14 protein-coding genes are annotated in these 18,038 nt (G+C 71.2%); 12 read left to right on the forward strand and 2 right to left on the reverse strand.

Features of this window, described 5'->3' with window-relative positions; genetic code table 11:
• The first annotated feature begins 18 nt into the window (after window positions 1–18).
• The 6 genes from QNJ12_RS12915 to QNJ12_RS12940 all read left to right on the forward strand — a co-directional run bounded on the left by QNJ12_RS12915 (window position 19) and on the right by QNJ12_RS12940 (window position 9,095).
• Window positions 19–1,053 (forward strand): LacI family DNA-binding transcriptional regulator, encoded by a 1,035-nt coding sequence (locus QNJ12_RS12915; RefSeq protein WP_300623068.1) that lies wholly within the window; start codon window positions 19–21, stop codon window positions 1,051–1,053.
• 59 nt (window positions 1,054–1,112) lie between these two features.
• Window positions 1,113–3,851: a hypothetical protein gene (locus tag QNJ12_RS12920; protein WP_300623069.1), complete on the forward strand. Its 2,739-nt coding sequence runs from the start codon at window positions 1,113–1,115 to the stop codon at window positions 3,849–3,851.
• The gene (locus QNJ12_RS12925; RefSeq protein ID WP_300623070.1) at window positions 3,848–4,696 is read left to right on the forward strand and encodes a phytanoyl-CoA dioxygenase family protein; all 849 of its coding nucleotides are present in this window, start codon (window positions 3,848–3,850) and stop codon (window positions 4,694–4,696) included. Before QNJ12_RS12920 ends, QNJ12_RS12925 begins: the two co-directional genes overlap by 4 nt.
• Window positions 4,693–6,087: an alpha-glucosidase/alpha-galactosidase gene (locus QNJ12_RS12930; RefSeq protein WP_300623071.1), complete on the forward strand. Its 1,395-nt coding sequence runs from the start codon at window positions 4,693–4,695 to the stop codon at window positions 6,085–6,087. Before QNJ12_RS12925 ends, QNJ12_RS12930 begins: the two co-directional genes overlap by 4 nt.
• Window positions 6,084–7,778 carry an alpha-amylase family glycosyl hydrolase gene (locus QNJ12_RS12935; RefSeq protein ID WP_300623072.1) on the forward strand — a complete coding sequence of 565 codons (1,695 nt, stop codon included), beginning with the start codon at window positions 6,084–6,086 and terminating at the stop codon, window positions 7,776–7,778. Before QNJ12_RS12930 ends, QNJ12_RS12935 begins: the two co-directional genes overlap by 4 nt.
• A gap of 75 nt (window positions 7,779–7,853) precedes the next feature.
• The gene (locus QNJ12_RS12940) at window positions 7,854–9,095 is read left to right on the forward strand and encodes a glycosyltransferase family 4 protein (protein WP_300623073.1); all 1,242 of its coding nucleotides are present in this window, start codon (window positions 7,854–7,856) and stop codon (window positions 9,093–9,095) included.
• Window positions 9,096–9,166: 71 nt separating this feature from the next.
• On the opposite strand, the gene QNJ12_RS12945 is transcribed toward QNJ12_RS12940, so the two are convergent.
• A complete protein-coding gene (locus tag QNJ12_RS12945) occupies window positions 9,167–10,792 on the reverse strand; it encodes an ABC-F family ATP-binding cassette domain-containing protein (RefSeq protein ID WP_300623074.1) in 1,626 nt (541 codons plus the stop codon).
• 109 nt (window positions 10,793–10,901) lie between these two features.
• Here QNJ12_RS12945 and QNJ12_RS12950 point away from each other — a divergent pair, with 109 nt between their 5' ends.
• The 5 genes from QNJ12_RS12950 (at window position 10,902) to QNJ12_RS12970 (ending at window position 14,705) form a co-directional block, all read left to right on the forward strand.
• Window positions 10,902–12,650, forward strand: a complete 1,749-nt coding sequence (locus tag QNJ12_RS12950; protein WP_300623075.1) for a DEAD/DEAH box helicase family protein — start codon at window positions 10,902–10,904, stop codon at window positions 12,648–12,650.
• Window positions 12,651–12,735: 85 nt separating this feature from the next.
• Window positions 12,736–13,071, forward strand: coding sequence for a helix-turn-helix transcriptional regulator (locus QNJ12_RS12955; protein ID WP_300623076.1), 336 nt, complete (start codon window positions 12,736–12,738; stop codon window positions 13,069–13,071).
• Window positions 13,068–13,487 carry an SRPBCC domain-containing protein gene (locus QNJ12_RS12960; protein WP_300623077.1) on the forward strand — a complete coding sequence of 140 codons (420 nt, stop codon included), beginning with the start codon at window positions 13,068–13,070 and terminating at the stop codon, window positions 13,485–13,487. The genes QNJ12_RS12955 and QNJ12_RS12960 overlap by 4 nt, the downstream gene beginning before the upstream one ends.
• A gap of 159 nt (window positions 13,488–13,646) precedes the next feature.
• Entirely contained in the window at window positions 13,647–14,072 is a 426-nt protein-coding gene (locus QNJ12_RS12965; protein ID WP_300623078.1) for a hypothetical protein, read from the forward strand.
• A gap of 45 nt (window positions 14,073–14,117) precedes the next feature.
• Window positions 14,118–14,705: a hypothetical protein gene (locus QNJ12_RS12970; protein ID WP_300623079.1), complete on the forward strand. Its 588-nt coding sequence runs from the start codon at window positions 14,118–14,120 to the stop codon at window positions 14,703–14,705.
• Between the two features lie 101 nt (window positions 14,706–14,806).
• On the opposite strand, the gene QNJ12_RS12975 is transcribed toward QNJ12_RS12970, so the two are convergent.
• A complete protein-coding gene (locus QNJ12_RS12975) occupies window positions 14,807–16,957 on the reverse strand; it encodes an ATP-binding domain-containing protein (RefSeq protein ID WP_300623080.1) in 2,151 nt (716 codons plus the stop codon).
• A gap of 95 nt (window positions 16,958–17,052) precedes the next feature.
• Between QNJ12_RS12975 and hemE the strand changes: the two genes are divergently transcribed.
• The coding region (gene hemE / locus QNJ12_RS12980) for a uroporphyrinogen decarboxylase (protein WP_300623081.1) at window positions 17,053–18,038 on the forward strand (986 nt) is incomplete at its 3' end.

The following is an 18,038-nucleotide window of genomic DNA, read 5'->3' on the forward strand; positions in this document are numbered from 1 at the left end:
TCGACGGACGGTGCGAGGGTGGCGAGATCGAACAGACCGACCCTGCGCGACGTCGCCCGTGCCGCCGGGTTGTCGGTCACGCAGGTCTCGCGGGCGCTCAACGACCACGCGGACGTCGCCCCGACCACGCGGGAGCGTGCTCTGCGTGCCGCCCGCGAACTGGGCTACACGCCGAACATCGCCGCCCGTCGGCTGAAGGTCCCCGAGACGCACGCGCACTCGATCGGACTCGTGCTGCAGCCGACGACCGCTCGTCTCTCCGACCCGTTCCTGGGCGAGTTGCTCGCATGGATGGTCGACGAAGCGGGTGGCCACGGCTTCGAACTGCTGCTCTCGACGCCACCTGGCGACGAGCACCCACTCGCTGCGTACGAGCGATCCATCCAGCAGAAGCGTGTCGACGGGTTCGTCGTCCTCCGGACGGCCGCCGACGACGAGCGGATCGCGTACCTGCTCGAGCAGTCCTTCCCGTTCGTGACGTTCGGACGCCTTCCCGACCAGGCCGGCTTCCCGGTCGTCGACGAGATCGACGACTCGCTGCAACCGGCGGTCGACCTGCTGGTCGAGCTCGGACACCGTCACATCGCGTGCATCACCGAACCGACCGAGCACAGCAAGGCGATCTACCGGCTCCGTTCGTTCCATCGGGCGATGCGTGAGCACGACCTCGATGTCCGGGTCGACGACGTCGTCGAGGCGGGGTTCCACGTCGACTCCGGGTACGCAGCCGGGTGCCGGCTGCTCGATCGCGACGACCCACCGACGGCCGTCGTCGCGTTGAACGACCTCCTGGCGATGGGTGTGCTCCGCGCCAGCGACGAACGCGGCGTCCGCATCCCGGGTGACCTGAGCGTCGTCGGCTTCGACGACATCGACGCCGCCCATCTCGTCACCCCGGCACTGACCACGATGCATCAACCGATCGAGCAGGCCGGACGACTGCTCGTCCGCCAGGTGCTGACGGCGATCGAGCGCGGCGACGGGTACGACGAGCAGCGCTTGATCACGCCACGGTTGGTCGTCCGCGCGTCGACCGGCCCGCCTGCACCTTGACCGGTCCAGGCGCCACTCCTAGGGTGGATCTCCGAAACGTTTCGGACAGCAGGCTCGACATGACACACATCGGCCAGTCGCCGACCGCCCAGACGGCGTCCGTGCACCTCATCAACCACACCCACTGGGACCGGGAGTGGTTCCTCACGCACGAGTACACGACGGCGTGGATCCCCGACCTGATCGACGCCCTCGACGAGCGGGTCGCGCAGAACGCGGACTACCAGTACCTCTTCGACGGCCAGACACTCGTCATCGAGGACCTCATCGCGACCCGGCCCGACTACCGCCACCGGGTACGGCGCCTCGTCGCCGCCGGCTCGCTCGGCATCGGGCCGGTCTACAGCCAGGCCGACTGGCGCATCGTGTGCGGTCAGCTTCACCTCCGGAACCTGCAGTACGGCACCGCCGACGCCGCCGCGTTCGGCGGGTCCGCCGACGTCGCCTGGCTCGTCGACCTGTTCGGCCACGTCTCACAGGTGCCGCAGATGCTGTCGATGGTCGGCGTCGACGCCGCGTACGTCTGGCGGGGCGTGCCGGCGATGCACCCGGCGTTCGACTGGGTCGGCGCCGATGGTTCGAGCGTGCTCGCCGTCGACCTGTTCGGCGGTTATCGCAACCTGTACGGCATCTCGCGCACCGCCGACATCGCGGTCCACCGGCTCGTCGCCGAGACCCGCAAGCTCGAACCCCACTACGGCGGGCATCCGATCCCGCTGTTCGACGGCTACGACCTCGACACCGAACCGGAAGACCCGGCCCGCCACTACGAGGCGGCCGGTGGCCTGCCGGCCGACATCGAGGTCCTGGCCTCGTCGCCCCGCCGGTACGTGGAGGCGGTCGCCGAGCGCGGCGCCGACCGACCGGCCGTCGCCGGCGAGTTGCTGTCGGGTCGGTTCGGCGCGACCTTCCCCGGCAGCCTGGCGACCCGCTCGTACCTGAAGGTCCTGCACCACGACGCCGAGCAGGCGGTCCTCCGCCGCGCCGAGCCACTGGCGGCGATGGCTGCGGCGTGCGGCCGCGACGCCCCGGACGGCTGGTTCGAGCAGGCCAGCCGCGAGCTGCTCCGCAACGGGGTGCACGACTGCATCTGCGGCGTGAGCATCGACCAGGTCCACGAGCGCATGGAGCGCTCGTACCGCCGGATCCTCGACGCGACCACCGACGAGATCGAGGCGTCGCTGGCGACGATCATGGCTCGATTCCGGCCGGGCACATATGCGGTCTCCACCACGGCGTTCGGTACCCAGATGTCGCAGCGCGTCGACGATCGAGTCGTGCGGTCGGCGACCGGCGGCATCGGAGTGTGGCCGGTCACCGAGAGCGTCGCGGTCGAGCGCTGCGACGAGGTCGTCGAGCGATTCGCCTGGTCGAACGACCACTTCAGCGCCGAGGTCGACCGCCGCGGGCTCCGGATCGACGGTCGCGAGCTCGCCCGGCTCGTCGTCCGGACCGACGACGGCGACACGTACTCGAGCGAGATCGGCCCCGTGCTGGGGACGTGCGAGACCGTCTCGGACCCGGTCGTCGAGAGCCGGTCGGACGTCGATGCGATCGTCAGCATCGAGAGCCGCTACCTCGGCGACGGCGTCGACGTTCGCGCAACCCTGACCATCCGCTTCGACGCCGGGCCGGTGGTCGAGGTCACCATCGACCTCGACTCCGACGGGTGCGGCTTCCGCGTGGACGCCGAGTTCGACACCGGCGTCGCCACCGACACCGCGCTGGCGGCGATGCCGTTCGATCTGGTCGAGCGGGCCCACGTCGACGACGACCTCCTGCCGAGGGAGATCGATCCAGGTCTTGCGTCGGTGCTGATGGGCCAGCGTGAGGTCGATCGGGTCGAGGAGTTCCCGATGCACGGGTTCGTGGCGCTCCGCGGACCCGATGCGACGTGGATGGCCCTCGGGCGGGGCATCCGGTCGTACCGATCCGGCGCCGACGGTTCGGTGTCGCTCGCCCTCCGACGATCCGTGGAGTGGGTCGCCCGCACCGGGCTCGCACACCGCGAGGGCGATGCCGGGCCGGCCCTGTACGTGCCCGGCGCCCGCTGCGAGCGATCGGTTCGCCACGAGCTCGGCATCGCCGTGCTGCCCGGCGAAGCTGCGACGACCGAGCTGTACCGGATCAGCGAGACGTTCGAGCAGCCGCCACTGGTGGTCGAGGTCGGCGCCGATGCCACCGGATCGCACGATCGCTGGCCGGTGTTCGGCGAGGATCTGCCGATCACGGGGATCGAGCAGACCGCAGCGGGCAGCGTGGTCCGCACGTTCAACCCCGACACAGCGCCGCACGCACTGCGCGCCCGCCGGCAGCGTGTGTCGGTCGCCGGCGGGGACCTCGGCGAGGTGGAGTCGCTGCCCGGCAAGGTCATCGCCGACCTCGTGACACCGATGGAGGCATCGCCCGTCGACGCGACGCTCCCTCGTCCGACGCTCGAGGTCCACGGCCTGCCCACCGTGCGCGTCGGGCGCGATCGGTCCCGACCCGACCCCGCCGTGCTGGCCGCCCTCGAGGCGCGCCGCGGCGAGCTGCAGGACCAGCTGGTGCATGTCACCGGCGAGCTCGACCGCGCGACCGGCGAGGACCGCTACCGGCTGACCCATCGCCAGCTGGTGCTCGATCGCGAGCGCGCCGAGCTGGAGCTCTCGATCGAGCTGAACCGACGCCGGTTGGCGACGGACGACATCGTCAGCATCCCCGACCACGTCGACCCCGAGATCGCGCGCTTGGGGCGCGAGCTCAACGATCTGCGCATCGATCGGCGCATCTACGACTACGTGGTGGCGATGCTGTGAGCGCCGCACACCTGAGCCGCGACCGCGTCGACACCGAGGCGTTCGCCCGTGCTGTGACCACCACGGCACGATCCGAGCGCGCCGCAGCGCCGAGCTCGTACGAGCAGGCCGGCTACGCGGTCCACCGGGGCGTCCTCGACACCGAACTGGTCGCCCGCGCCGACCGGCACGTCGACTGGCTGCTCGCGAGCAACCCGGAGCTCCGTCCGGACCAACTCGGCCATCGCCTCGCTCGCACCGACCCCTTCTGGTACGAGCTGGTCGCCGACGACCGCCTGCTCGACGTCGCCGAGGAGTACATCGGACCCGACATCGCCCTGTTCGCGACGCACTACATCTGCAAGGAGCCGCGGACCGGGCGCCGCGTCCCGTGGCACCACGACGCCGGCTTCTGGCCTCTCGACCCGATGGACGTCGTCACCCTCTGGCTCGCGATCACCGAGTCGACCCCCGACAACGGCTGCCTCGGCGTCGTCCCCGGCAGCCACCGCTCGCCCCCGGTCGAGCTCGTCGAGAGCGGACGCGACGAGGTGCTCGGCAGAGAGGTGCCCGTCGACGTCGATCCGTCGACCGTCGTCTTGCTCACGATGGCGCCAGGCGACGTCTCGGTGCACCATCCCGCCATCATCCACGGTTCCGAGCCGAACCGGTCGGACCGGTGGCGGCGCGGCCTGACGATCCGGTACATCCCGACCACGACCCGGATCCTCGACGACGACGCAGCCGCGCCCTTCCTCCTGCGCGGCACCGGCGACGAACGCAACACCTACCTGCCGGTGCCGTCGCCCGATCGCGACCAGGCCGAGCACCTCGGCCACGACCCGTGCGAAGGCGGCATCGGATGACCAAGATCACGCTGATCGGGGCGGGCAGCACCGTCTTCGCCAAGAACCTGATCACCGACGTCCTGCTGATGCCCGAGTTGGCCGATGCGACGATCGCGCTCCACGACATCGACGAGGCGCGCCTCGCGACGTCCGAGATCGTCGCTGCGAAGACCGCCGCCGCTGTCGGCGCGTCACCCCGCATCGATGCGACCACCGACCGTCGCCGGGCGCTGGCCGACGCCGACTACGTCGTCACGACGTTCCAGGTCGGAGGCTACCGCCCGGCGACGGTCACCGACTTCGAGATCCCCAAGCGGTTCGGCCTCCGGCAGACCATCGGCGACACGGTCGGCATGGGCGGCATCATGCGCGGCCTGCGAACGATCCCGGTGCTGCTCGACGTCTGCCGCGACATCGAGGAGGTCGCCGGACACGCCGTGCTCCTGAACTACGTCAACCCGATGGCGATGCTGTGCTGGGCCGTGTCGAGGGCGTCGACGGTGCCCACCGTCGGCCTCTGCCACAGCGTGCAGCACACGGCGGCGCAACTCGCCGGCGACCTCGGGGTGCCCGTCGACGAGCTCCGGTACCGCTGCGCCGGCATCAACCACATGGCGTTCTACCTGGACCTCGAGCAGGCGACCGCCGACGGTCCGATCGACCTCTATCCGGCACTGGTCGAGCGGGCGGCGCATCCCGCGCCGTTCCGCGGCGACGCGGCCCGCAGCGACGGTGGCATCGCGGGTCTCTCCGATGCCGTCCGGTACGACGTGTTCCGGCGACTCGGCTACTTCGTGACCGAGTCGAGCGAGCACTTCAGCGAGTTCGTGCCGTGGTTCATCAAGCGCGACCGCCCCGACCTGATCGACCGGTTCGGGGTGCCGCTCGACGAGTACCCGCGGCGGTGCGAGCGGCAGATCGCCGGATGGGAGGAGCTGCGTCGCGACCTCGAGGACCCGACGTCGACGATCGACGTCCGGCCCAGCGACGAGTACGGGGCAGGCATCATCCACTCGATCGAGACGGGCCAGCCGAGGGTCGTGTACGGCAACGTCCCGAACACCGGCCTGATCACGAACCTGCCGGAGGGGTGCTGCGTCGAGGTCCCCTGCCTCGTCGACGGGAACGGCGTCCAGCCGACCCGCATCGGCGAGCTCCCGCCCCAGCTGGCGGCGATGATGCAGTCGAGCGTCAACGTCCAGGCGCTGACCGTCGAGGCAGCACTCACGGGTCGACGCGACCACGTCTACCACGCGGCGATGATGGACCCGCACAGCGGCGCCGAGCTCGACCTCGAGCAGATCTGGGAGCTGGTCGACGAGCTGCTCGAGGCGCACCGGCCCTACCTGCCCGACGAGCTGCTCGAACCGGCCCGGCCCGCACCTGCGCCACGAGAGGAGCAACCGTGACCGCCGTCGATGCTGCCCGGGCGACGCGACGGCGGGTGTTGACGCTGCTGTACGGCGAGCGCGCCGAGGAGGTCGACGACGAGGTCCAGCGGCGCATCGACGCGACGACGGCACCCCGGCCCGTGTCGTGCTGGGACGAGCGCGCGGCGTGGATGATCTCCTACCCGAACCAGTTCCGGTCGAGCGACGAATCGCCGCTGCGCACCCTGCGCCGAGCGCTCACCGAGCACCTCCAACCCGAGATCACCGGCGTGCACGTGCTGCCCTTCCACCCCTGGTCGAGCGACGGCGGGTTCAGCGTCACGTCGTTCGCCGACGTCGACCCCGCGCACGGCACCTGGGAGGACATCGCCGAGCTCGCCGCCACGACCGATCTGATGGCCGACGCCGTCATCAACCACGCCTCGGCGCAGGGCGACTGGTTCCGTGGGTTCCTCGCCGGCGACCCCGCCTTCGGGGGCTTCTTCCGCGAAGTCGATGCCGACGCCGACCTGACCGACGTCGTCCGACCGAGGTCGACGCCGATCCCCGCCGAGTTCACGCGCGACGACGGGACGCCGGTCACGGTCTGGACCACGTTCTCCCGCGACCAGATCGACCTCGACTACCGCAACCCCGCCGTGCTGCTGGCCGCGACCGACGTGGTGCTGTCGTATGTCGCCGCCGGCGCGCGTGCGATCCGGCTCGACGCAGTGGCGTTCGTCTGGAAGCAGGAGGGGACCTCGTCGATCCACCTGCCCGAGACGCACGCGATCGTCCAGTTCCTCCGTGCGTGCCTCGACGAGGTCGACCCGCACATCGCACTCATCACCGAGACCAACGTCCCCCACGGCGAGAACATCAGCTACTTCGGACCGCCCGGCGTCCGCGAGGCGCAGGCCGTGTACCAGTTCCCGCTGCCGCCGCTCACCCTCCACTCGTTCCTGAGCGGCTCGGCCGTCGCCCTGCGCGACTGGGCGCGGTCACTCACGTTCGACCGCGACGACACCACGTTCCTCAACTTCCTGGCCTCGCACGACGGCGTCGGGCTCCGTCCGGTCGAGGGGCTGCTCGGTGCGGCGGATCGGCAGCGGCTCGAGGACACGTGCGCACGAGCCGGCGGCGTCGTCAACCGGCGCCGGTTGCCCGACGGCACCGAGGCCGGGTACGAGCTGACCGGCACGTGGTTCTCGATGCTCGCCGCCGACCACTCCGACGAGGAGGCGCTCGAGCGCCACGTCGCCTCCCACGCGATCCCGCTCGCGCTCCGTGGCCTACCCCTCCTCTACGTGCACTCACTCACGGCATCGTCGAACGACCGCGACGCGTACCTCGCGAGCGGGCAGGGGCGGGACCTGAACCGCGCCACGTTCGACATCGACCAGATCGGGCGCGCGCTCACCGATCCTTCGGCACGGGCATCCCGAACGTGGTCGCGGCTACGCACGTTGTTGCGCTCGCGTGCCTCGTCGCCGGCCTTCCATCCGGACGCCGAGCAGCTCCTACTGGACGCTCCGGACGAGCTGTTCGTGGTGCAGCGAACGGGCAGAGGGGGCGGCGAGGCACTCGTCGTCGTCAACGTGTCGGGCCGGCAGGTGTCCTACGACCTACCGGGCGGCACGTGGGAGCAGATCGACGGTGGGCAGGTCGTCGGCCCGTCCATCGACCTGCCACGATGGCACCATGCCTGGCTCCGCAGAGCCGACCGCTGAGCGCGGCCTTCGCCGGCCCCCGACGACCTCCCGGACCCGTTGGCACGTGGCGGATGACAGACGACCGGGTCGCCGATGATCGTCGGTGTCGTCGCCACCCGCCTCGCCGGCACCGACGGCGTCAGCCTCGAGTCGGCCAAGTTGACGGCCGTCCTCGAGCGACGGGGTCATCGCGTCGTCCACTGCGCCGGCGCGCTCGGACCCGGGTTGCACGGGACGGTCGTACCGGCGATGCACTTCGAGGATCCCGTCGCAGCCGACCACGTCCACCGGGCGTTCGGCACCGGCGAGAACGCACCCGACCCCGCGCTGGCGGCCGAGATCGAGGAGCACGCCGGCGAGCTGTCCCACCACCTCCGCTCGTTCCTCGACGACTTCGCCGTCGACATGGTGATCGTCCAGCAGGCGCTCGCGCTCCCGATGCACCTCTCGCTCGGTGTGGCGCTGACGAGGGTGATCACCGAGCGGGGCCTGCCGACCTTGGCGCACCATCACGACTTCGGATGGGAACGCGAACGATTCGCGACCAGCACCGTGCCCGGCGTCGTCGACGAGTGCTTCCCGCCGGTGCTCCCGAACGTCACGCACGCGGTCATCAACTCCATCGCACGGCGCGAGCTCGCTGCCCGACAGGGCGTCGACTCGATCCTGCTTCCCAACGTGTTCGACTTCGCAACGCCGCCACCCGGCATCGACGACTTCAACCGCGATTTCCGGCAGGCGGTCGGGGTGGCGCCCGACGACCTCCTCGTCCTGCAGCCGACGAGGGTCGTCCCGCGGAAGCGGATCGACCTCGCGATCGAGCTCGCCGCTCGCATCGACGCGGCCGGCGTCAAGTTGGTGATCCCCCACGACGCCGGCGACGAGGGGATGGAGTACCTCGCCGAGCTCCGCGGTCTCGCCGAGCGCGCCGGTGTCGACCTCCTGCACATCGCCGACCGGGTCGCGGCGGCGCGCGCCGTCGCACCGGACGGCACGAAGACGTTCGCGCTCTGGGACGTCTACCCGCACGCCGACTTCGTGACGTACCCGAGCGAGATCGAGGGATTCGGCAACGCGCTGCTCGAGACCGTGTACTTCGAGAAGCCGGCGCTGGTGAACCGCTATCCGGTCTACGACGCCGACATCGGGCCGTTGGGGTTCCGGTTCGTCGAGTGCCGGGGTGAGATCACCGACGCCGTCGTCGAGGCGGTCGAGGCCGCGCTGGCGTCGCCCGCACTCGTCCGCGAGATGACCGAGCACAACTACGGGCTCGGCGCCGAGCACTTCAGCCTCGAGGCGCTCGAGCGGATCCTCGCCGCCGCGCTCCCGATCTGACGCAGTCGACGCGGCGGCGCCGCTCCGCAGCGTCGCCGCATCGCCGCGTCACGGCGTTGCCGCGAGCGCCGTCACACGAGCCGGCCGCCGTCCAACCGCAGCGTCCTCGTGATCCGGACGCGGTCGAGCAGCTCGCGGTCGTGCGTGACGAGCAGCACGGTGCCCTCGAACGTGTCGAGCGCCTGCTCGAGCTGCTCGATCGCCGGCAGGTCGAGGTGGTTGGTCGGTTCGTCGAGCACGAGCAGGTTGGCGCCGGTGGCCATCAGCAGCGCGAGCGAGGCCCGGGTCCGCTCGCCCGGCGACAGCGACGCCGTCGGACGCTCGACGTGGGCGCCGACGAGGCCGAACTTCGCGAGCAGCGTCCTGACGTCGCCGATCGTCATGCCGGTCGCGTCGACGAACGAGCGCAGCAGCGTGCCCGCGCCGTCGAGCTGCCGTCGCACCTGTTCGATCTCGCCCACGACGACACCGGCACCCAGCCTCGCGGTCCCCGCACTCGGCTCGATCCTCCCGAGCCCGAGATCGATGAGCGTCGTCTTGCCGGCGCCGTTCCCGCCCACGAGAGCGACCCGCTCGCCGTATGCGATCAGGACGTCGATCGGACCGAGCACGAAATCGCCCCGCTCGACCGTCGCACCGAGCAGGCGGATGACGATGTCGCCGCTGCGCCCGGCATCGGGCACGTCGAGGCGGAGCTGCCACGGCTCCCTCGGCTTGTCGACGGCCTCCAGCCGGTCGAGCACCCGCTTCGTCTGCGCCGCCTTGCCGGCGAGCTGCTCGGTCTGGTCGATCTTGAACGCCCGGATGAACTTGTCGGTCTCGCCCGAGCGGCGGACCTTGGCCCGTCCCTGTTGCGCCCACTCACGCTGGCGCTGCGCCCTGGCGGCGAGCGAGCGGCGCTCGGTGTCGTACGCCTCGAAGCGCTCCCACGCATGCCGGCGGGTGCGCTCGCGCTCGTCGAGGTAGGCGGCCCATCCACCGCCGAACAGGATCAGCCGGTGGGAGAACTCGTCGATCTCGGCGACGTCGGTGACGACGCGGTCGAGGAACCGCCGGTCGTGGCTGACGAGCAGCATCGGCGCCGGCGTGCCCAGCACCCACCGTTCGAGCCGGTCGAGGCCGTCGAGATCGAGGTCGTTCGTCGGTTCGTCCAGGAGGTAGACGTCGAACCGCGAGAGGAGCAGCGCCGCCAGCCCGACCCTCGCGTTCTCGCCGCCGGACAGATCCCGCGTCGGCTGGTCGAGCAGCTGCTCGCCGAGCCCGACCTCCGCGGCGACGACGCCCATCCGCGCATCGAGGTCGGCCGCCCCCAGCGCCAGCCACCGCTGCAGCGCGACGTCGTAGCGTTCGGCCGAGCCCGGCTCACCCGCCGCGACGGCCTCGGACGCGGTGTCGAGCTCGGCCTGCGCACCCGTCACGCCGGTTCGCCGGGCGAGGAGCGCCCGCACGGTCTCGCCGGTTCGCTCGGGTTCCTGGTGGAGCCAACCGACGGTCGCGGCCGGCGGCACGAGCCGCACCGCCCCGGCGTCGGGTGCGATCGCACCGGCGCACGCCGCGAGCAGCGTGCTCTTGCCGACGCCGTTCGGCCCGACGACGCCGATGCGCCTCCCGGGGGCGACGGTGAGGTCGACGCGGTCGAGGACGGGCTGCGCGCCACGAGTGACGGTCAGGTCGTGAACGGACAGGTTTGCTGACATGGGGAGCTCTTTCGAGGAGTCGGGTCGGGCCGGGCTCACCGCATGCGCATCGGATCAGTCTGGCAGGTTGGTGGCGGTCGTGCCACCGGCCAGAATCGGGCACCCCGCCATGAGCTCGTTCACCCTCCGCCCATGGCAGCGCGCCGCCTTCGATCGCTTCCGGGCCGGGGACGCTGCCGACTTCCTCGCCGTGGCGACACCGGGCGCCGGCAAGACCACGTTCGCACTGACCTGCGCCCGCGCGACGCTCGCCGAGTGGGCGGCCGGCGGGCACCGGCGGCACCTGATCGTCGTCGCGCCGACGAGCCACCTCAAGGTGCAGTGGTCGTTGGCCGCCCACCGGATGGGCCTCCAGCTCGACCCCGATTGGGCACCAGGCCAGGGTCTCGCCCGCGACGTGCACGGCCTGGTGACGACGTTCCAGCAGGTGGCGATGGGGCCGGCCGCGGCCAGGCTGCGCGGGTTCGCGGCGGACGGCATGGTGATCCTCGACGAGGTCCACCACGCCGGCGACGAGCGGGCGTGGGGCGACGGCATCCAGCAGGCGTTCGAGCTCGCCGCTAAGCGCCTCTCGCTGTCGGGCACGCCGTTCCGCAGCGACAGCGCCCGAATCCCCTTCGTCCGGTACGACGTGACCGCCGAGGGAGATCTGGCGCACGCCGACTACACCTACGGCTACGACGACGCGTTGCGCGACGGCGGTGTGGTCCGGCCGGTGTACTTCCCCCGGGTCGACGGCCAGATGGAGTGGAGCACGCCGTCGGGCGACGTGCTGCGGGCGAGCTTCGCCGACGAATTGGCGCGCGATCAGGTGTCGGCCCGGCTACGCACCGCGCTGAGCCTCGACGGCGACTGGCTCCCGACCGTGCTCACCCAAGCGCACGACCGCCTCAAACAGATCCGGCGCGAGCAACCCGACGCGGGTGGTCTGGTCATCGCCACCGACCAGGACCACGCGCAGGGCATCGCCCGCCTCCTGCGCGACCGACTGCGCACCACCGCCGACGTCGTCGTGAGCGACGACCCGACGGCGTCGAGACGGATCGCCGAGTTCGCAGACAACGACCGGCCGTGGCTGGTGGCGGTGCGGATGGTGTCGGAGGGCGTCGACATCCCGCGGCTGCGGGTCGGCGTCTACTCGACCACCACGGCGACCGAGCTGTTCTTCCGCCAGGCGGTCGGCCGCTTCGTGCGCTGGCAGGCCGGGCGGCCGAGCCAGAAGGCGTACGTCTACGTGCCCGACGATCCGCGGCTACGGGCACACGCCTTCGCGATCGCCGAGGCGCGCCGGCACGTGCTCCGCCCACCCGGAGAGGCCGCCGAGCACACCGGCGATCAGCTCGACCGGCAGGTGCCCGAGGAGGACGCGCTCGTCGAGCAGCTGTCGTTGTTCAGCGTCGTCTCGTCGACGGCGACCGGCGTCACGTTCCACGCGGTGACCGAGGACGGCGTCCAGCACATCGACGCGAGCCACGTCGATTCGACGCTCGTGGAGCACCCGGGCGGGTTCGGCACCGACCGTCTCGACGCGACCCGGTTCGACGCGGAGCCCGATGTGCCCGAGCCGTCGTTCGCGGACGACGCATCCTTGACGATCGATCTGCCCGACGTCCCGACCGAGGCGGGCGTCGTTCCGTGGGGTTCGATGAGCGTGGCCGAACAGAAGGACGACCTGCGAACCCGCAACGCGGACATCGCCAAGCGCCTCGTCGACATCACCGGCTGGAACCACGCCAGGGTGCAGGGCGAGATGAACCGCCTCGCCGGGGTCACCAAGGTGTCGACGGCGACGATCGAGCAACTCGACCGTCGCCTCCGCCACGGCGAGAGCTGGCTCCGGCGGCTGAAGCGCGGCTGACGGCGAAGGCGATCGGTGTCGCCGCCGCAAACAATCGTCAACCTATGTGTTGACGATTGACCGTCGTCGTCGTACGGTCGCGGCCGTGACATCACCGACGCTGGACCGCACGTTCGAGGCGCTCGCCAGCCCGCATCGGCGGGCCATCGTCGAGTGCCTGGCGCGGGGACCGATGACGACGCCCGAGCTGGGCAGACAGTTCCCGTTCAGCAAGCAAGCCCTCAGCCGCCACGTCGCGCTGCTCGAGCGCGCCCATCTGGTTCAGCGGACGCCGCACGGCAGGGTCCACGAACTGCGGCTGACCTCGGATCCGCTCGACGCCGTGACCGACTGGGTGGCACTGCGCCGAGCCGCCTGGGAAGCCAGCCTCGACCGACTCGACGACGTCCTGCACGACGATCCTCAGGAGGAACCGCGATGACCCGACGACTCGAACTCGAACGGCGGTACGCCGCCTCGCCCGACCGCGTCTTCGACGCCTGGACCGACACCGCGCTGCTCACGCAGTGGTGGGGGTGTGCGCCCGACATGCTCTGGACCGTGCACACCTGGGACGTCCGGGTGGGCGGTCAGATCCTCGTCAGCATGGACATCGACGGCACGCCGTTCGAGATGCGTGGCGAGTTCGAGGTCGTCGACCGCCCCAACCACCTGCGGTACCGCTGGGGCGAGACCGAGACGGTCGACGTGCGGATCGAGGCCGACGGCGATGGCGCCCATCTTCGCCTGACGCACGATGGCCTGCCCTCCGACGAGCAACTCGGCATCGTCGACGGCGGCTGGACGCACGCCGTCGACCTGCTGGGCGAGCGCCTGACGACCACCCGCACGACCTGACTGGCTCGCCGCACGCCCGGCCGGCCGCCCCGCCGCGGCCCGTGGGGTCGTCGCGACCGGGTTCGGCCGCCGGGGTGGGCAGTCTGCGGGTGGACCGTAGAGTGCCCCCGTGCCCATGGTGCAGCGGCCACAGACGGAACGCCCCGGAGCGGACGGCCCGTGACCCGTCTCGTCGCCGTGGTGGTCGGGGCCGTGGTCGCTGCGTCCGCACTCGCCGCCTGCGGGACGACGTACGTCGACTCGTCGGTCACGACGCCACCGGCCGCCTCCGCCGGGTCGACGACGCTGCCACCGGTCGCCACCGACGCCCCCGTCGCCGAGCTGCTCGACGAGATCGAGACCCTCATGTTCGACCTCGACGAGCGGATCATCGAGCAGGACGGCCACGTGTCGACGCTCGCGCGCATCGAGGACCTGTGGTTCGCAGCCGAGCTGCAGATCCGCAGCGAGGATCCCGACGACGTGTTCAACTTCGAGCAGGCGATCGAGCTCGCCCAGACGGGTGTGACCCGCCTGCGCCCGGCGGACGCCAGCAAGGGCTACAAGATCCTCAACGACGTGATCGACGCCTACCTCGAACGCTGACGACGCCGAGACACGCCGTCGGCCGGCAGCGGCTACGGTTCGGCCATGGGCCGCGTCGACGGGGTGCCCGACCGACAGCCGATCGACCACATCGAGGTGTTCGGGACCGGCTCGACGATCGTGCACGACGACGCTGCGGGCGACGCTCCACTGAGCGACCTCCTCCGGGGCGGGAACGCCGCGCTGACGGTCGGGTTCGAGCATGCCCGCGACTTCCACGCCAAGGCCGGGCACCGGCCCGGCGCGGCGGCACCACCCCTCTCCGGCGTGGCGAGCGGGCGGCGCGGCGGCGGCACCGACATCGTGCGACCCGTGCTCATCAGCCCGGTCCTCGCCAGCGAGCTGGCGACGTCCGGGCGCTTGTTCGACGAGCCGCTCGCCGACCTGACCATCGACCACGACCGCGACGCCGACGGTGAGCGCAAGTACCTCGTGTGGAACGCGGCGGTGCGCGTCGGCCGGCGAGCCCAGCGGGACGCCACGCTCCACCTCCTCGCCTCACCCAGCATGCTGGTGACGATCCTCGAGCTCGTCCCCGCCAGGACCATCCGGTGGCGCCCCGGCCGCTTCGTCCGCGACGGCGTCCGGGCGATGGAAGGCCTCGCGGCCCGCCTCCAGGCAGCTGCGCGTTGACCGCCCGACCCACGGTCGCGCTCGTCCCCTCCGGCGGTGGCGTCATCGCCGGCGAGCCGGCAGCGATCGAGATCGCGTGAGTCGCCGCGCCCGACCTCGAGTCAGCGCAACGGTTCGGGCAGCGCGTCTTCGTGCACGATCGACAGGCGCTGGGTGCTCCGGGTGAGGGCGACGTAGAGCGATCGCATCCCGTGCTGGTGGCCGTTGGCCACCCGCGACGGCTCGACCACCACCACCGCGTCGAGCTCGAGACCCTTCACGACGCTGACCGCGACGACCGTCAACGACTGATCGAGACCGGCCGAGCTGGCGCGACCGTGATCGAGGCCGGCAGCCGTGAACGCGGCCGAGATGTCGTCACACAGCTCGTCGGGTGCGACCACGGCGATGCTGCCGCTGCTCATGTCGTCGCGAAGGAACCGGACCTCGTCGATGATGCCGTCGACCAGCGAGTCGCTCGCGACCACCCTGGGGCTGGTCTCGCCGACGCGCACCGACTCGGGCATGCGGAGGCCAGGGGTGGCGACGGCCATGACCTTGTTGGCGAGATCCATGATCTGGGCCGGGATGCGATAGCCGACCGACAGCCCGATCACCCGCGGCGGCTTGCGCTCGGGCAGGTGCTCGAGCACCTCGTCCCAGCCGTCGGGCGCCATCGGACCGGTCGCCTGGGCGATGTCGCCCACCACGGTCATCGACCCGTTGAGCGACCGTCGCGTCGCCATCTTGAGCTGCATCGGGGTCAGGTCCTGCACCTCGTCGATGACGATGTGGCCGTACGTGCGGATCTCGTCGGACTCGTCGACCTTGCCGCCCTTGCCGGGCTGCGGGCCGAGCACCTCACGGGCATCGTCGAGCAGGGCGACGTCGGACGGGGTCCACCGCACGTCGTCGACCGATTCGCTGCGGGGCCGGTGCAGCGCCTTGTACTCGCGCTCTTCGAACACGTCACCGGCAGCCAGCCGGAGGAGCGCCATCGAGCCGAAGAGGTCGTGCAGCAGCTGGGCCGGGGTCAGGACGGGCCACATGCGCTCGAGCGCTTCGCGGACCTCGGGGAGGCTGCGGACGTCGGCACGCACCTCACCGGGGGTCGCATCGCCGCCTCGCCACGTGGCGGCCATCGCGGCCCACACCTCGCCCTCGACCCAGCGGCGCGCGCTGTTGTGACGGCGGAACCGACGCCGACCCTGCTTGACGATGCGAGCGCTCTCGTCGACGCGGAGTCGCACGTAGCCCGACCGGAACGGGACGACGAGGTCGTCGCGCAGGGGCCGCTCACGGTCGTTGACGGCGTGATCGATCACGTCGCTCATGCGCGCGTCGCCCTTGATCCGCTCGGCCAGCGGGCTGTCGGTCGCCGTGCCACGCGGGGCGAACGTCACGTCGGGGATCAGGTCACCGAGCACCACCTGCTCGATGCCGGCTTCGCCGAGCGACGGCAGGACCTGCTCGATGTACTTGAGGAACACGCGGTTCGGCCCGATCACGAGCACGCCCTGGTCCTCGAGCGGGAAGCGGTGCGTGTAGAGCAGGTAGGCGGCGCGGTGCAACGCCACCACCGTCTTGCCCGTACCCGGCCCGCCCTGCACGACGAGCACGCCGGCCTGCGGCGAACGGATGATCTCGTCCTGCTCGGCCTGGATGGTGGCGACGATGTCGCCGAGGGTGCCGGTACGGCCCCGTTCGAGCGATGCGATCAGCGTGCTGTACCCGCGCAGCGAACCCTCACCCGTCGACTCGGCGAGGCCCTCGTCGTGACCGAGCCCCAGGTGCCCCTCGCCGAACAGCTCGTCCTCGATGCCGAGCAGCGTCCGACCCTCGACCGCGAAGTGCCGCCGGCGTGCGAGGCCCATCGAGTCGCGCCCCGTCGCACGGTAGAACGGCTCGGCGACCGGAGCGCGCCAGTCGACCACGACGGGCTCGGCATCTTCGTCGGCGACGGCGAGACGGCCGATGTGGAAGCCCTCGATGTTGTCGGGGTCGCCCTCGTCGGGCGCCCCGTCGTCGCCGTTTCGATACCGGTCGATGCGCCCGAACACCAGCGCCGCGTCGCCCAGGTCGAGGTCGGTCAGCCGCTTGACCAGCGCCTCGTCGAACGCATTCCGCTCGAATCGCGCCTGGAAGGTGCCGCCGAGGTCGGCCTCGTTGAGGTCACGCAGCTTCCAGGCCGCCTCACGACTCTGCTCGAGGCACTCGTAGGCGTGGTCGATGTAGGCCTGTTCGTCGGCGAGATCGGGATGGTGTTGCGTCATCGATGTCGTGGTGATGGGCCGTCTCGGTGGCCATCTCGCGACCACCGAATTGGGGGTCGAGATACTCTATCGGGCCAGGTAGCGTCCTCCCCCAGATGTCGTCCACTTCCGACACGCAGGGCGACGAGGCCCCCTTCCTCGCAGCGGCCTTCGGCCGCCGTGCACCGCACACCCCGGTCTGGTTCATGCGGCAGGCCGGCCGCAGCCTGCCCGAGTACCGGGCGGTCCGCGGCGAGGGTTCGATCCTCGATGCCATCAAGCAGCCCGAGCTGTCGGCCGAGATCACGATGCAGCCGGTCAGGCGGTACGGCGTCGACGCCGCGGTCCTGTACAGCGACATCGTCGTGCCACCCCACGCCGTCGGGTTCGGCGTCGATGTCGCGCCCGGCACCGGGCCCGTCGCCGACCAGCCGTTCCGGCGTGCCGTCGACCTCGACCGGCTGCGGCCGCTCGCCGCGTCCGACGTGGGCTACGTCGCCGACACGGTCGACCTGCTGCTGGCCGAGCTCGACGTGCCGCTGCTCGCCTTTGCGGGTGCCCCGTTCACCGTCGGCAGCTACCTGATCGAGGGCGCGCCGAGCCGGACGTACCGGTACACGAAGGCGATGATGCACACCGACCCGACGCTGTGGCACGCGCTGATGGATCGTCTCGCCGCCAGCGCGGTCACGTTCATCGACGTCCAGCTGTCGCATGGCGCTGCGGCGTTCCAGCTCTTCGACTCGTGGGCCGGGTCGCTGTCGCTCGCCGACTACGACGAGTTCGTCCTCCCGCACTCGCAACGGGTCTTCGCCGAGCTCGCCGAGCGGCACCCCGGCGTGCCGGGCATCCACTTCGGCATCGGATGCGACCACCTGCTCGAGCGCATGTTCGACGCCGGGCCGCAGGTGATCGGCCTCGACTGGCGGAGCTCGATCGCCCGAGCGCGGCGTCGCCTCGGGGCGGGCACGGTCGTGCAGGGCAACCTCGACCCCGCTCTGGTGCTCGCCGGCGCCGATGTCGCGCTCGCTGGGGCACGCCGGGTGCTCGCCGACAACGATGGCCACCCCGGGCACATCTTCAACCTCGGCCACGGCGTCCT

It is taken from the genome of Ilumatobacter sp. (assembly GCF_030065885.1).
Taxonomy (GTDB): domain Bacteria; phylum Actinomycetota; class Acidimicrobiia; order Acidimicrobiales; family Ilumatobacteraceae; genus Ilumatobacter.